Source organism: Phormidesmis priestleyi ULC007 (genome assembly GCF_001895925.1).
GTDB classification, from domain to species: Bacteria; Cyanobacteriota; Cyanobacteriia; order Leptolyngbyales; family Leptolyngbyaceae; genus Phormidesmis_A; species Phormidesmis_A priestleyi_A.
Genome location: NZ_MPPI01000004.1, coordinates 96,933 through 110,257, shown reverse-complemented (window position 1 = coordinate 110,257; position 13,325 = coordinate 96,933). Strand labels below are relative to the sequence as shown.

At 49.3% G+C, this 13,325-nt stretch carries 12 protein-coding genes; 6 read left to right on the top strand and 6 right to left on the bottom strand.

Annotated features, from left to right (window positions below; genetic code table 11):
• The first annotated feature begins 319 nt into the window (after positions 1–319).
• Positions 320–1,291, top strand: a complete 972-nt coding sequence (locus BRW63_RS05475; RefSeq protein ID WP_073069903.1) for a type IV pilin-like G/H family protein — start codon at positions 320–322, stop codon at positions 1,289–1,291.
• Here the strand turns inward: BRW63_RS05475 and BRW63_RS05470 are convergent.
• Both BRW63_RS05470 and BRW63_RS05465 read right to left on the bottom strand, forming a co-directional pair.
• A complete protein-coding gene (locus tag BRW63_RS05470) occupies positions 1,288–1,809 on the bottom strand; it encodes a DUF456 domain-containing protein (protein WP_073069902.1) in 522 nt (173 codons plus the stop codon). The two genes, BRW63_RS05475 and BRW63_RS05470, sit on opposite strands and share 4 nt — an antisense overlap.
• Before the next feature lie 56 nt (positions 1,810–1,865).
• Complete coding sequence (locus BRW63_RS05465; protein WP_073069901.1) at positions 1,866–2,525, bottom strand: cofactor assembly of complex C subunit B; 660 nt, start codon at positions 2,523–2,525, stop codon at positions 1,866–1,868.
• Between the two features lie 54 nt (positions 2,526–2,579).
• Here BRW63_RS05465 and BRW63_RS05460 point away from each other — a divergent pair, with 54 nt between their 5' ends.
• Entirely contained in the window at positions 2,580–3,875 is a 1,296-nt protein-coding gene (locus BRW63_RS05460) for a D-alanyl-D-alanine carboxypeptidase (protein ID WP_073069900.1), read from the top strand.
• A 412-nt stretch (positions 3,876–4,287) separates the two neighbouring features.
• On the opposite strand, the gene BRW63_RS05455 is transcribed toward BRW63_RS05460, so the two are convergent.
• The 3 genes from BRW63_RS05455 to BRW63_RS05445 all read right to left on the bottom strand — a co-directional run bounded on the left by BRW63_RS05455 (position 4,288) and on the right by BRW63_RS05445 (position 7,711).
• A complete protein-coding gene (locus BRW63_RS05455; RefSeq protein WP_073069899.1) occupies positions 4,288–5,001 on the bottom strand; it encodes a PHP domain-containing protein in 714 nt (237 codons plus the stop codon).
• A 205-nt stretch (positions 5,002–5,206) separates the two neighbouring features.
• Positions 5,207–5,899, bottom strand: a complete 693-nt coding sequence (locus BRW63_RS05450; protein WP_073069898.1) for a response regulator transcription factor — start codon at positions 5,897–5,899, stop codon at positions 5,207–5,209.
• Positions 5,900–5,929: 30 nt separating this feature from the next.
• A complete protein-coding gene (locus BRW63_RS05445) occupies positions 5,930–7,711 on the bottom strand; it encodes an N-acetylmuramoyl-L-alanine amidase (protein ID WP_073069897.1) in 1,782 nt (593 codons plus the stop codon).
• Between the two features lie 153 nt (positions 7,712–7,864).
• On the opposite strand from BRW63_RS05445, the gene BRW63_RS05440 reads away from it, so the two are divergent.
• The 3 genes from BRW63_RS05440 to BRW63_RS05430 all read left to right on the top strand — a co-directional run bounded on the left by BRW63_RS05440 (position 7,865) and on the right by BRW63_RS05430 (position 11,242).
• Positions 7,865–9,526, top strand: coding sequence for a CTP synthase (locus tag BRW63_RS05440; protein WP_073069896.1), 1,662 nt, complete (start codon positions 7,865–7,867; stop codon positions 9,524–9,526).
• Between the two features lie 395 nt (positions 9,527–9,921).
• On the top strand, positions 9,922–10,473 hold the full coding sequence (locus BRW63_RS05435) for a hypothetical protein (protein ID WP_073069985.1): 552 nt from the start codon (positions 9,922–9,924) through the stop codon (positions 10,471–10,473).
• Between the two features lie 82 nt (positions 10,474–10,555).
• Positions 10,556–11,242 (top strand): N-acetylmannosamine-6-phosphate 2-epimerase, encoded by a 687-nt coding sequence (locus BRW63_RS05430; protein ID WP_073069895.1) that lies wholly within the window; start codon positions 10,556–10,558, stop codon positions 11,240–11,242.
• On the opposite strand, the gene BRW63_RS05425 is transcribed toward BRW63_RS05430, so the two are convergent.
• Complete coding sequence (locus BRW63_RS05425) at positions 11,239–12,273, bottom strand: hypothetical protein (protein WP_073069894.1); 1,035 nt, start codon at positions 12,271–12,273, stop codon at positions 11,239–11,241. The two genes, BRW63_RS05430 and BRW63_RS05425, sit on opposite strands and share 4 nt — an antisense overlap.
• A 118-nt stretch (positions 12,274–12,391) precedes the next feature.
• Between BRW63_RS05425 and BRW63_RS05420 the strand changes: the two genes are divergently transcribed.
• Complete coding sequence (locus tag BRW63_RS05420) at positions 12,392–13,318, top strand: metallophosphoesterase family protein (RefSeq protein WP_073069893.1); 927 nt, start codon at positions 12,392–12,394, stop codon at positions 13,316–13,318.
• Positions 13,319–13,325: the final 7 nt, after the last annotated feature.

The window sequence follows — 13,325 nt, the reverse complement described above, 5'->3', positions numbered from 1 at the left end:
GTGTTCCCAGCTACATCTACAGCCTCACGGATTCTCAAGTGAAAACTTGATAAAGGTTAAATTTGATGAGAACTTATGCAAACCTCGGAGGTTTTGGTCAAAATGCGTAAGTCTTGGCTATCTGAGAGAATGCGATGGTATAAATCGAGATAAAAAGTTTTAATAGATATATCAATATCCGTTAATCGAACCTTGATTACTCCTGAATTAAGAAATACCTAGTTGAAGTGTTTCGATAAGAGTTAGATTTTTCGCTGACTGTGGGTGATTAGAATAAACCCTCTACTAATTCCTTTCCTCATCTCAAGAGTTGCTTTCTATGGATCAGCCTCACCTTCTAGAACTCGCTAAACAGGGCAGCCCAACCGCGATCGCAGTCTTGATAAACGCAGTTTTAAACCCCCATGAGATTCAAGCTCAAGCGAAGTTAAAAGCACGCTGCTTGTGCATTTTTCTGGAGTCGAACCAAACGTTGAGCCAAGAGACCCTCGTTAAATTTGTTGAAAGAGGGTTACTCAAGCTAAACATAGAGTTAATCGACACGGTTGAAATTTGTTCGCGCAAACCTGGGGAATCTTCTTTCTCCTGGGTGAGAAAATTTGAGATAAAGCCGATCGTTCAACTAGTTTCGGTAGATTTAGTCAGCCCTACTGAAGATCGTCATGACTCTTTAGACTTAGCTGACCCCGATCGTGGTTTAGACGAATCAGAATTTGAGGAAGAACAGGCTGAAAGTGGGTCATCCATTCCAACTTATTTTCGGGCTTACTCAATTCTGTTTGTCCTTGCGATCGTGGTGGGTTTTATGTCAGGCGGAATGATCGTTGCTTTTATTTCGACTTCGCAGGCAGAAAACCAAACGGCGGCAGAGACAGAAGGCGTGTTTTTGGATGAGAGTATTAAAAAGCAAACTCCTCAAGAAAAACAGCAGAAAGCGGAAAGTTATCTAAAGGCGATGAATGTCGCTCAAGCAAAGTTTTATCGCCAAAATCAGCGCTTTGCCAGCAGCTTAGAAGAGCTTGAGCGATCGACTAACTTAATTTCTCAAAGCTATGACTATGCCTATAAGTTAAGAGTAGCCGATGAGTCTCGCGCCGAGATCGCAGCCATTCCTAAAGCAAAGGGCTTAAAAAGCTACGTGGGCGCTGTGGTGGTGACTGACTCAAAAACTGACGATATCGTCTGCAAGGCAAAAAACTCTTCGATCGAGTCGTTGCCCATTCCCGAATTTTCGAGGACATTAGTTTCAAAGACATTGAGGTGTCCGAGTCGATCGTCTCAAGTCAACTAAGACGGAACCGTTGGCAGCGTGGTGAACAGAAAAATGGCAACCACCGCGATCGCCAATACGCCCTGAATCAAATTGCCAATCAGCGAACCGACGACGATTCCAACTCCAGCTTTGGCAGCAACTTTGATGTCTTTGCAGTAGATAAACTCGCCCACGATCGCGCCTAGCAGCGGCCCGATCAAGATGCCTAGCAGCGGCCCGCCGAAGGGCAGAGCAGGTAACAGCCCAAAGATTCCTAAAAATAGACCGACGATCGCGCCGCCTTGCCCCCAGTTGCTAGCGCCTGCTTTCTTGGCTCCCCAATAGCTTGCCAAAACATCGATGCCGATGCTGCTAATCAGAACCACGATCGCGACCGCTAAAGCGACTCCAACGCTAGAAAATCCTCTAATCAGCCCCCAAGCGGTGATCCCAATCAAAATCAAACTAGTTCCAGGGATGCCAGGAACCACTGCACCGATGATGCCCACGACCATTAGGGCAACCAACAACCAATAGAGAACGATCGTCGATGTCATTGGAAAAGTCAGCTAAAGGATGTTACTACGTTAGCGTAGAAGTTAAGTCAGCAAAGTTAACCTTTGGCAGGTTCAAGGTATTGGCTGAGGGTGTTATCCAGCTTTTCTGCGATCGCAGCCACCCAATTTTCATCTTGACTGGTGTAACTTCGCGGAGCATTAGCGCCTAAGATCAGAATGCCTTCAGTCCCGATCGGCTGACAGATCACTCCTTGCGTGTTTTCTGGCAAATAATCAAACTCAAAGCGTCCTGGGTAGATCGAGAGCGCGACGAGATAGACCGCCTTATGTTTGTCTAAAACTCGTTGTAAGATAGCTCCGGGTTTGACTTCAACTTTGGGACTGAGAATACCTCGCCGCAGCAGAATTTTGCCCCGGTGCCAAACGACGATCGATTTCGTAACGGTGTTGGTTAGGAGTAAATGTGATGCCCAAGCAAGCTCAGTTTTGATCGCATCGGGCAGATCAGGCAAAAGTTCAAAGCCTTGTTCGCCAACTAGCTCTACGCTTTCTGGCGTTCTCGGTTGGACTCGTTGCCAAAGTAACCCAGTCAAAATCAGCAAGGCGCTAAGAATGATCCCCAGCGCATCCGATCGAGCTTGTGAATCGGTCAAACTCGGTGTTAAAAGTCGATTGGCGAACAGTAGAATACCTGCTATTGTGCCAACCACGATCGGCAGTTGTCGCAGCACTTGATTTTGATCAGGTTTCGCCATTTTTCTCGCTCAAATTTCTCAATCCCCTTCATTTATTCTGACAGGAGACGTGGCTTGCTAGAACTTTTTGGCTCTGGATTGGTGTCGCTTTGGCTGAATGTGGCAGGAGTGCCAGACTCGCTCGATTCTCTAGATGCGATCGAGCTAACGAGCCTGCAAGAAACGCCCGATCGCGGCGCAGAGCGCACAATGAAGCACTATCTTAAGCAGCTTGCCAGTGAGGGATTGAGTGAGACAACCCAAGGAGTTTGGCTGCAATCAGGTGCCAAATTGTTAGCGACCAATCAAGGAACGACTCCTCTCCCCGCCGCTTCGCTTACAAAAGTGGCGACCACATTAGCAGCGCTAGAAACGTGGGGCCCAGATCATCAGTTTGAAACCTTGATTGCTGCCACAGGACCCATTCAGAATGGAGTCTTGCAGGGAGATTTAGTGATTCAAGGCGGCGGCGATCCGCTATTTGATTGGGAAGAGGCGATCGCGCTGGGTCATTCTCTCAACCAGATTGGCATCTCGCGCATCACCGGAAATCTGCTGATCGTGGGCAACTTTATGATGAACTTTGAGGACGATCGCACCCAATCTGGAGCGCTACTTAAACAAGCGCTCAACTCAAAAACGTGGGATGAAGACGCAAAAGCAGAATATGAGCAGTTGCCAAAAGATACGCCTCGCCCCACGATCGAGATCAAAGGTGCAGTCAAGGTTCTTACAACGAGCGCACTTCCCAAGCAAATTTTGCTGTTGAGACATCGGTCTCTCCCGTTGACAGACCTGCTCAAACGTATGAATGTCCACAGCCAAAATGAGATGTCTCAGATGTTGGCAGACAACTTAGGTGGCGTTCAGGCAACCGTTCAAAAAGCCGCTACTGCCGCCGGAGTTTCTCCATCCGAAATCCGGCTTGTGAATGGGTCAGGGTTAAGCATCGAGAATCGAATTTCTCCTCGTGCTGCCTGTGCAATGTTTGCCGCGATCGACCATTACATTCATCCGCGCAACTTGACGATCGCTGATCTGTTTCCCGTCTCAGGCTGGGATCACGAAGGAACGCTAGAAGACCGAGATCTGCCGCGTGCGGCGGTGGTCAAAACAGGCACACTCAACGAGGTGAGCGCCTTAACCGGAGTGTTGCCGACGCGCGATCGCGGGTTTGTCTGGTTTGCAATTATCAATCGGGGCAGCAACATTAGCAACTTGCGAAAGCAGCAGGAAGTTTTTCTAAAATCGCTTCAGCAGCAGTGGGGCCCTATGCCGTCTCCGACCATGATTGAGCCAAGCTCTTGGGTGGGGATGAGACGCGCCACGCTAGGGGCATCGGCTCGAAATGAAATCGTGTATGGCGGCTAGACGAAAAACCTCATCAACATGAGTGAATCTTTAAGATAGTTTAAGCAAATCTAAGTTACGTTGCGTTTTTACAGGAAGATGAGAGAAGCCTGATATTCTGTGATGATTCCCAAACATGATTAAGGTAACGTTATGCAATCCTCTCAAAGACACCTCGGTCAGTCGATCGGAATGGTTGTGTTACTCTCTATAACTTGTATTAGTTTTATCGCACTGATCTCTCAAATGAACTAATTGGCTCGGCAAACCTTAAAGTAAGAAGGAAAAGCCAGATCATTTTGTAGATGGGCTAAATGAAAATCCTTTACTTTAGTTAACAAATTCCGATGGTTTATCTGAAACTTCTCATAATAAAGGGCAGAGACCTCATTAAAGTGGCCTCTGCCCTTTATTTTTGACCCTAGCCGCAAGCTCAAATTCGTTGCAGCAAACTCAACCCATGAGTGTCAGTGCCGCAGGTGTTGAGCAAATGATGGCGATCGCTCAACTGTCGAACTCGCTGAGTTTCGCTGGGGCTGGCTCGCCAAGGCTTAGGGTTATTGTAGGCATAGTAAGTTTCTACTCCATCAATGCCGCAGTTGACCGCAGCCGGAATCAAATCATTGGGCGATCGTCGATAGCGAACTGGGTGCGCCAACACTGCCAAACCGCCCGCTTGATGAATGGCAGAAATGACCTGAGCCGCCTGAGCCGCTTCGCCTTGAGGTGCATTGCCTTGTAGATAGGGCACGATCGCGCCATGCTCTGGGTCAAACGCAAAGCCCAAAATGTGCACCTCAGTTCCGATTAATTGGGACGTAATTTCAGCACCGACCCACAGGTGAGGAATCGGTTTGCCCACCGCTTCAGGAGAATTTCGCCAGTGATCAAACCATTGCTGCGCGACTTGATAACCGCTCACCCGATGGTGATCAGTGATCGCAAACCCGGTGAGTGATAGCGCGATCGCTTGCTGCATCAACAACTCAGGCTGCAACTGCCCGTCGGAGTGATTGGTGTGCATGTGGAAGTTATAGACGTGCGGACAACTCTCAGCATCGATCGATCCGAAAACCTGCCTGAGTGCCGCCCCATCCTGCGCTGCTGGCTTCTTAGATGTTGAAACGGTCGCAAGATTAGCAGCCATAGCGCCTCAAAAGTGAATTGGCTTATTTTGTTACTTGTCGTCACTATAACGAATTTGAAGAAAGTCTTTAAATGGCGTTGCTGAATAGCGGGATGATTAGGTAGGGGCAATCCCCCCGTGGTTGCCCGCCGGGGGCTACCCCTACAGCCATTTCATCCCCGCATTCGGCAACACCCTTTAAATTACAACTTGTTCAGTCTTTAGTTCACGTTATTAAACCATTCTCTAGCGCAAATCGAACTAGCTCCGTTCGGCTGTTGGTGCCAGTTTTAGTAAACAGACGACTGACATATTTTTCGACATTGCGAACGCTCGTTTCTAGGCGACGAGCAATTTCTTTATTCATCAGACCGTCTACTACGAGGTCTAAAACGCTTTGCTCTCTGGGCGTAAAGTCAAGCTTGACTGAAGAATTCGATTGAACAATTGCACCTCTCTGAGTCAAAATTGCTTTAATTTCTGCAATCTGACGTGCCATATCTGCAACATCGGGCGTTTCACCGCTTCCACCTGATGCTTTGAGCGATTCACGCTGTTTGAGCAAGCGAGTCACGATCGCCACCAATTCGTCAGGGTCAAAGGGTTTGGGTAGATAGGCATCACAGCCCGCCGCATAGCCTTGAATGCGATCGCCCGTCATGCCTCTAGCCGTTAGAAATACGACAGGCAGCGATTGAAATCTGGGGTCTTCTCGGAGTTGCTTAAGAAACTGATAGCCATCGACTTGGGGCATCATCACATCGGTAATCACCAAGTCGGGTAGTTTCTGCTGAACCAGTTCCCAGCCTTCTTTAGCGTTGCTTGCCGTGTTGACCGCAAAGCCACTGTCTTCGAGATAGGCTTGCACTGCCTCGCGAAGTCCAGGTTCATCATCGACCAATACTAGTTGCCCTGGCATCAATTGCGCTCCCTTGTGTTTTCTATCATTCTAGTGATTGTTGGCGATCGGCTCACGATTTTGCACTAACCATTCTGTAATTCCATCGGCTAAGGTGAGGGCTAATTTTTGCTGCGCTTGCGGGTTTGTGATCCACTCAAATTCGAGAGGGTTAATCATAAAGCCCAGTTCTAGCAAGACAGATGGGGCAACGGTGGGACGGGTTAACGCTAAATTATTCCAGAACACGCCATAAGAAGGTCGATCGAGCTTTTTCACTAAATAATCATGCAGAAATGCCGCCAAATCATGGGCTTGCGGATGATACCAAAATGCTGCAACGCCTTTAGTGTTGATTGCATCGCCATCATCGGGCAGCGCGTTGTAGTGGAGGCTAATGGCGATCGCTGGCTCCATTTTTTGAATCATTGCGGCGCGATCGTTGGGCAACAAATCCACGTCTGCTTCGCGAGTCATCAAGACCGTTGCACCGCGCTGAATGAGATGCGATCGCACCAGTTTTGAGGTAATCAACGCGACATCTTTTTCGGGATATCCCGTCGGCCCTCTTGACCCCAAATCTTCGGGCCCGCCATGCCCTGGGTCGAGCAAAATCCGTACACCTGTGAGAGATTTTTGATTTTTGATTGGAGTAATCTGCGGCGGATTTCGGAGAGACAAAACGAGCGTTGTGCCGTCATATCGCAGCTTATAGCCCCACTGCTGAGACGATTTGAGGGAAAACCGATATTCGACTTTGCCGGGTTCGACTTGCTGCCAGTTTAAAAAGGTGACAAACGGATTGCTGCTAAGACGAATCGTGTCGGTTTGAGCCGTCGTGTTGTAGAGCGTCAAAACAAACGTGTCTCTACTTTGCTGAATCGTGACCGGAATGGGCACTTGCAGCGGAAAGAGAATCTCTGTCCAGTTGGCTTTTTGACGAGATGTGACTCCGCGGATTAACGATCGCACAGGCACCGAACTCGCGACAATTTTAGTTTCACTGCTCTTAATCCATCCCCCATAATCGAGTCGTAGCCATTCTCCTTCCTGCCCCGTCACAGTTGCACGAGTTCCTTTTGGGAGAGGGGTTAAGCGAGAATAATCGGTGCTGGCTCCTGTTCGAGCAACGCCTTGATCTGCCCTCACTTCAGCAACTTCTAGCTGGGCAGGAGCCAGAATATAGACCTTTCCAGGAGCCGCTTGAGCGAGGCTGGCTCCATTCACATTAAGGAGATATTGAGGCTGACCTAGCTCTCCAGTCGCGTCAGCCTTGACGCATCCCGCATACTGTCCTGATCCATTGGCGCTGCTGGGTTGAGTCAATCCTGTTAAAACACCAGAATTTTCGGGCAAAGTGACGATCGCGGTTTGACGCTGTAGCGGAATAATCTGATCCGCAAGTTTGACCGAAACCATTGCATTTATAGGCGCTATGGCCCCAAAGCAAACTAACTCTCCTGGCAATCGGGCGATATCTGCGATCGGCGTTAATGAATCTTGACCAAACGCTAATCCTTCTGGTGCAGCAGGTTCTGTCGATTTGCGCGTCACCTTAATGTTGAGTTCTTGCGTTTGGTAGCGCAGTAAAAACAAATTTTCTCCCATCTGCAATGGAAAACTAGGGGCAAAATGTCCGGCCGGGCTGCGATCGATCGTTTGACCATTTACCGAGACAGAACCTGCGATCGGAGCGGTGCCAATCAAAAAAATTTGCGCGGCTGTCGTTTGATGATCAGCAGGCGGATAAGCCACTGCCAACGGCTGACTTGCCCAAGTCGGCAGCGCCACCAACAGCACCATCAAAAATGCCAGCCCTAGAAATCGTTGCATAGAGGAGTTAAGAGGAGCGTGAGAAGTGACTATCTTAAAGCAAAGACACCGCGTTAATAGAATTGTTGCTGATCAATGACCAATCACCCATCCGCACACTAGATCCCTGTGTCAAAATGAACGGGTTATCTGCGTTTCTGCCCTTCAGGTTTTATGACTAAATTTGTGTTTGTGACAGGTGGCGTTGTCTCTAGTATTGGCAAGGGCATCGTAGCAGCCAGTTTAGGTCGATTGCTCAAATCGCGCGACTATTCCGTTTCGATTCTCAAACTCGACCCCTACATCAACGTCGATCCCGGAACGATGAGTCCCTTCCAGCATGGGGAGGTGTTTGTGACCGAAGACGGGGCTGAAACCGACCTCGATTTGGGACACTATGAGCGATTTACAGACACACCGATGTCTCGTCTCAACAGCGTCACCACTGGCTCAATTTATCAGTCAGTCATTTATAAAGAGCGGCGCGGCGAATATAACGGGGGCACCGTGCAGGTGATTCCTCATATCACTAACGAGATCAAAGAACGAATTTTGCGCGTTGCTAACAACACCAATCCTGATGTAGTGCTGGTCGAGATTGGGGGCACCGTCGGCGATATTGAGTCGCTGCCCTTTTTGGAAGCAATTCGTCAATTTCGTAAAGAGGTTGGACGGCGAAATGTGATCTACATGCATGTGACGCTAGTGCCCTGGATTCCGTCGGCGGGAGAGATGAAAACCAAACCCACCCAACACTCGGTTAAGGAATTGCGATCGATTGGCATTCAGCCCGATATTTTGGTGTGTCGCTGCGATCGTCCGCTTCCGACTGGCATTAAAGAAAAAATGTCTGAGTTTTGCGACGTGCCAGTCGAATGTGTGATCACTTGCCAAGATGCCGCCAGCATTTATGAAGTGCCGCTGATCATGGAGAAAGAAGGACTCGCTACGCAAGCGATCGACCTGCTGCAATTAGAGCAACGTGCCCCCAATTTAACGAAGTGGCACACGCTGGTCGAGCGGCTTTACCGTCCGACTCAAAAAGTCGAGATTGCGATCGTAGGCAAATATGTCCGCTTGAGTGACGCTTATCTATCAGTCGTGGAAGCATTGAAACATGGCGCGATCGCCAACGGCAGCGAGTTGCAACTGCGATGGGTTAGCTCTGAAGACATTGAAGAACACGGCGCAGAAGCCTATCTGCAAGGCATTGATGGACTTGTCGTGCCCGGCGGGTTTGGCATTCGGGGAGTCGATGGCAAGATTGAGGCAATCACCTATGCCCGAACCCAGAAAATTCCCTTTTTAGGCTTGTGTCTGGGGATGCAGTGCTCGGTAATTGAGTGGGCAAGAAACACGGCTGGTTTAGAAGAGGCTCACAGCGCTGAGTTTGTCCCGGATGCCAAAAACCCAGTAATCAACCTGTTGCCCGAACAGCAAGACGTTGTAGATTTGGGCGGCACCATGCGCCTCGGACTCTATCCCTGTCGCTTGACCCCCGACACGGTGGCTTTCAATCTCTATCAAGAAGAAGTTGTTTATGAGCGGCATCGTCACCGCTATGAGTTTAACAATCAATATCGCAGCCTGTTTTTAGAGACCGGATATGTGATTAGCGGCACGTCTCTGGATGGGCGACTCGTCGAGATCATTGAGCTTCCTGAACATCCTTTCTTTGTGGCGACCCAGTTTCACCCAGAATTTCAATCGCGACCCAGCAAGCCTCATCCGTTGTTTAAAGGGTTCATTCAAGCGGCTGTCGCTGAAAAGTCGCTTGTAAGGTCAGATCTAGAGGCTCATCTAGAAACTCCGGCGATCGCGTTCACAGAAGTCTGAGGGTGAAAATCACAGGGTTTGAGACAGGGTGAATTTACGATTTCTGGGGAAATCTATCATGAGGATAAGTGGGCTGCTAGAAGGCTAATCTGACGTGAATTGTATAGAAGTGATTCACTCCGATGATGAATTCGGGAGAGCTACCTAAATCCCCCAAAATTGGGGGACTTTGAACCGGAATTTTGGCTTGAAGGCCCCCAAATTGGGGGATTTAGGGGGCAGAAGCCGCTGACAACGAAGTGAAAAAACTCGTCGAACTCACGTTAATCTGTAGCCCGATCGTGCCCAAACTGGCTGACAGTCCACTGATAAAACAATAGACTTATAGAACACATGTCCTATAAAAACGATTGAGTCAAGCCATCAATCGCTCAACCCCTCAGAAAGAATCAATCATGCAAACCATCTCTGAAACCGCCCAACTACTAGCCGCACTCGCCCAGCAAAACGCGCTGTTAAGTCAGATTCTCGACCAACTCAAACAGCCCAAACTCGGACTTGTCGAAACTCCTAGCACTTTGTGGATTTATGCCAACCGCTCTAATAACTGCCCCTGGTATACCATCCGTGATGGAGAAGTTTCCCCCGTTCAGCAGTCTGCACTGACAGGTTATCTCGAAGAACTCAAATTTGAGAAAGTCGAGCGCAGAGGCAAAGAAGTGATTAAACTTCAGGCATTTATCAAGGGCGATCGTCCCTATTGCGTCGAGTCTGGCTATGATTCTCACTTCTCAAAAGGGTTGCTGTCATCCGTTGCTCTTTTGACTCCCCAGCAACTGCGGATGCCGATTACGATCGCGCCTCAACCAGGCAGTGACGAAAGTGTGCTGTTTTGTCGGATGTTTGTCGGGTCTGAGTTAGTGAGAAGCAGCTACGACGAGCAAAGTGACTGGAGAGCCATCAGTCAGTCTGCCTTGAGCAACGTCAAAGCAGCCAAAGGCCAATAAGCACCTCTCATAGATATAAGTATTCAGAGCCAGAAATTGTCTAGCCTGGTATTATGCCTGTGCGGAGAATGGAGTTTCGAGAATGACTGATTTTTCTCAGGTTATTCAAAGCCTTCGGGGGCTAGTGGTTTCGTGTCAGGCTCCGGTAGACTCACCTCTGCATGAGCCAGCCGTAATTGCTGCAATGGCGCAAGTTGCCGTTAATCAAGGGGCAGCCGGGGTGAGAATCGACACGCCAACGCATGTAGCGGCAGTCCGATCGCGCCTCGATCAACCAATTATTGGCTTATGGAAGCAGAAGATCCCAGGATTCGACGTTTACATTACGCCTCAGTTTCATCATGCTGCAAAGATAGCTGAAGCGGGCGCAGATGTGATTGCGATCGATGCCACACTCCGCGATCGACCCAATGGCGCAACGGTTGCCGAGTTAATTGCTCAGATTCACACAGATTTAAACAAACCTGTGATGGCGGATGTCGATTCGTTAGAGGCGGCGATCGCAGCAGTTGAGGCAGGAGCCGATTGTGTCGGAACCACTCTCTATGGCTACACGGCTGAGACTCAACACCTCTCGCCACCAGGATTCGACCTGCTGACTCAAATGGTGAAAACTCTAAAAATTCCGGTGATTTGTGAAGGGGGAATTGCGTCTCCAGAAATGGCGAGACACGCGATCGAGCTAGGTGCAACTACTGTAGTGGTAGGTACGGCAATTACAGGCATTGATTTGCAGGTGAAAGCTTATCGCTCAGTGTTGGCTGATTAAACCGTTTCCGGTGCGTCTGCCTTGCGCTGCAAAATTACCATTGTTGAGCCAACCACCGGACTGCGCGCCAATAGTGTCCCTTGAGCATCTGTGATCTCTAACTTGCTGAAATCGAGTTCTTGAGAGCGTTTCAACAGTTCGTCACCGAGTTTGTCTTGCTGCGATCGACTCAACCCATACCAATCATCGCCGACTGAAACGCTCAAACGACTCCTGTTGAAGTTGGGCTTAATCGTTTCAATTAACCCACTGGAATAGGGATCAGCAACAGTGACGACTTGATCTTGAATCGAAGCGATCAATTTCTGCTCTGGGGTGAGTTCTATAACAGGCGGTGCAGGCTTCTCTGGCTCAGGGGCGGGTTCTTCAATCGGAGGCGCAGGTTCGACAACGGGAGGAGATGGGGCAATGGGTTCAGCAACGGGAGATGCGATCGTGGGGGCAGGTTTCTCCGGTTCGGGGGCAGTCAACTCGGTCGGAATCGGTTGTGGAGCGGGGCTACCAAAATCTGGCTGAATGGGTTTAGAAGCGGGTTCGGAAACAGGGATCGTTTTTTGAGCAGGTTGGGGCGCGATCGCAACTTTGGTCGGCGGTTTAGACGCAAACAGGTTAGAAGTCGTCCACAGCACAACGATCAGAAGACTCGCAACGACGCTAGAGAGGGCACGATCGTTGAGTTTCTGACTCAGATTTTCGGGGAGTCGAGTTCTAATTTGGGTCAAAAGCTTTTCCCAAACGGGCACAAACCATTGCCAAAACTTTTTGAGCAGCGACCCTATGCGTTCCCACAGCGATCGCATCTGAGTTTGAAGCTTGGGCGAGATGGGCAACGTTGCCCCGGTCGAAGTATCGGCTTCTAGCTTGGCGATCGTGCCTTCGAGTCCCTGAACGGTGGTTCGCAATAATCGGATGCTCACCGATCGCAGCCAAGGAAGAATTTGGATGCCCGTTTGCTCAGAAGTGGGGGACTGTGCCACACTGGGCTGAGGCAATTCTGTCTCGTCTGACTGATTGGGTTCGTCTTGCGGCATACAAATCTCCTTTGAGGCGGCACAAACAATGGGCACAGTCACTTGCAACGGGTGCCACCTTACGAGCATCAATTTACCATTTTGCGCTAATCTTTGTTCTCTCACATAATTTAGACTTATGAGCTTAAAACGCCGCAAATTTCTGATCGTGGGTGGGTTGAGTGGTCTAGGTTTGACTGCGATCGGAAAAACCCTAATCGGGCAATCATCTCAATCGGCAAACTACCCACTCAATGCTGGGGCAAAGACTGCGATCGTGCCCTCTACTCAAAAAAATCTAGTGCTGCGATTTGTGGCGGTTGCCGATGTAGGAGCGGGCGATCGCAATCAGAACGCTGTCTCGGAGGCGATGACTCGTTACTATCAGCAAAATCCCTATTCGCTGGCGGTGTTGGCGGGTGACAATATCTACACCAATGGCGAAATGGAGAAAATTGGGGCGGTGTTTGAGCAGCCTTATGCAGCGTTGCTGAAGCAGGGAGTCAAGTTTCACGCCTGTCTGGGAAATCATGATATTCGGAGTCAAAACGGCGAGTTGCAACTGCGCTATGCCGGATACAACATGGATGGGCGGCGCTATACCTATCGTGAAAAGTCGGCGCAGTTTTTTGTTTTAGATACCAACACCAACGCCGATTGGAAGGGGCAACTTGCCTGGTTAAATCAAGAGTTGAGCGGCAGCACCGCACCTTGGAAAATTGTCTATGGACATCATCCGATCTATTCTTCAGGACAATATGGCACTAACCAAGAAATGGTTTCTCTGCTAACGCCGATCTTCAAAAAACATGGCGTTCAGCTTTATATCAACGGTCACGAGCATAACTATGAGCGAACTCGTTCCATTGATGGCACAACTTATCTGATTACGGGCATTGGCGGCGCTCACTTGCGCCCGGTAGGTCGATCGCAGTGGACAGAATACGCCGTATCGCGATTTGGCTTTTCTGGAGTCGAGGTATATAACGATCGTCTAGAAATTCAAGGCATCGGAACAGATTATCAGGTGTTCGATCGGGGTATTGTTCCGATTAAGTCTGCTTAATCTTTCT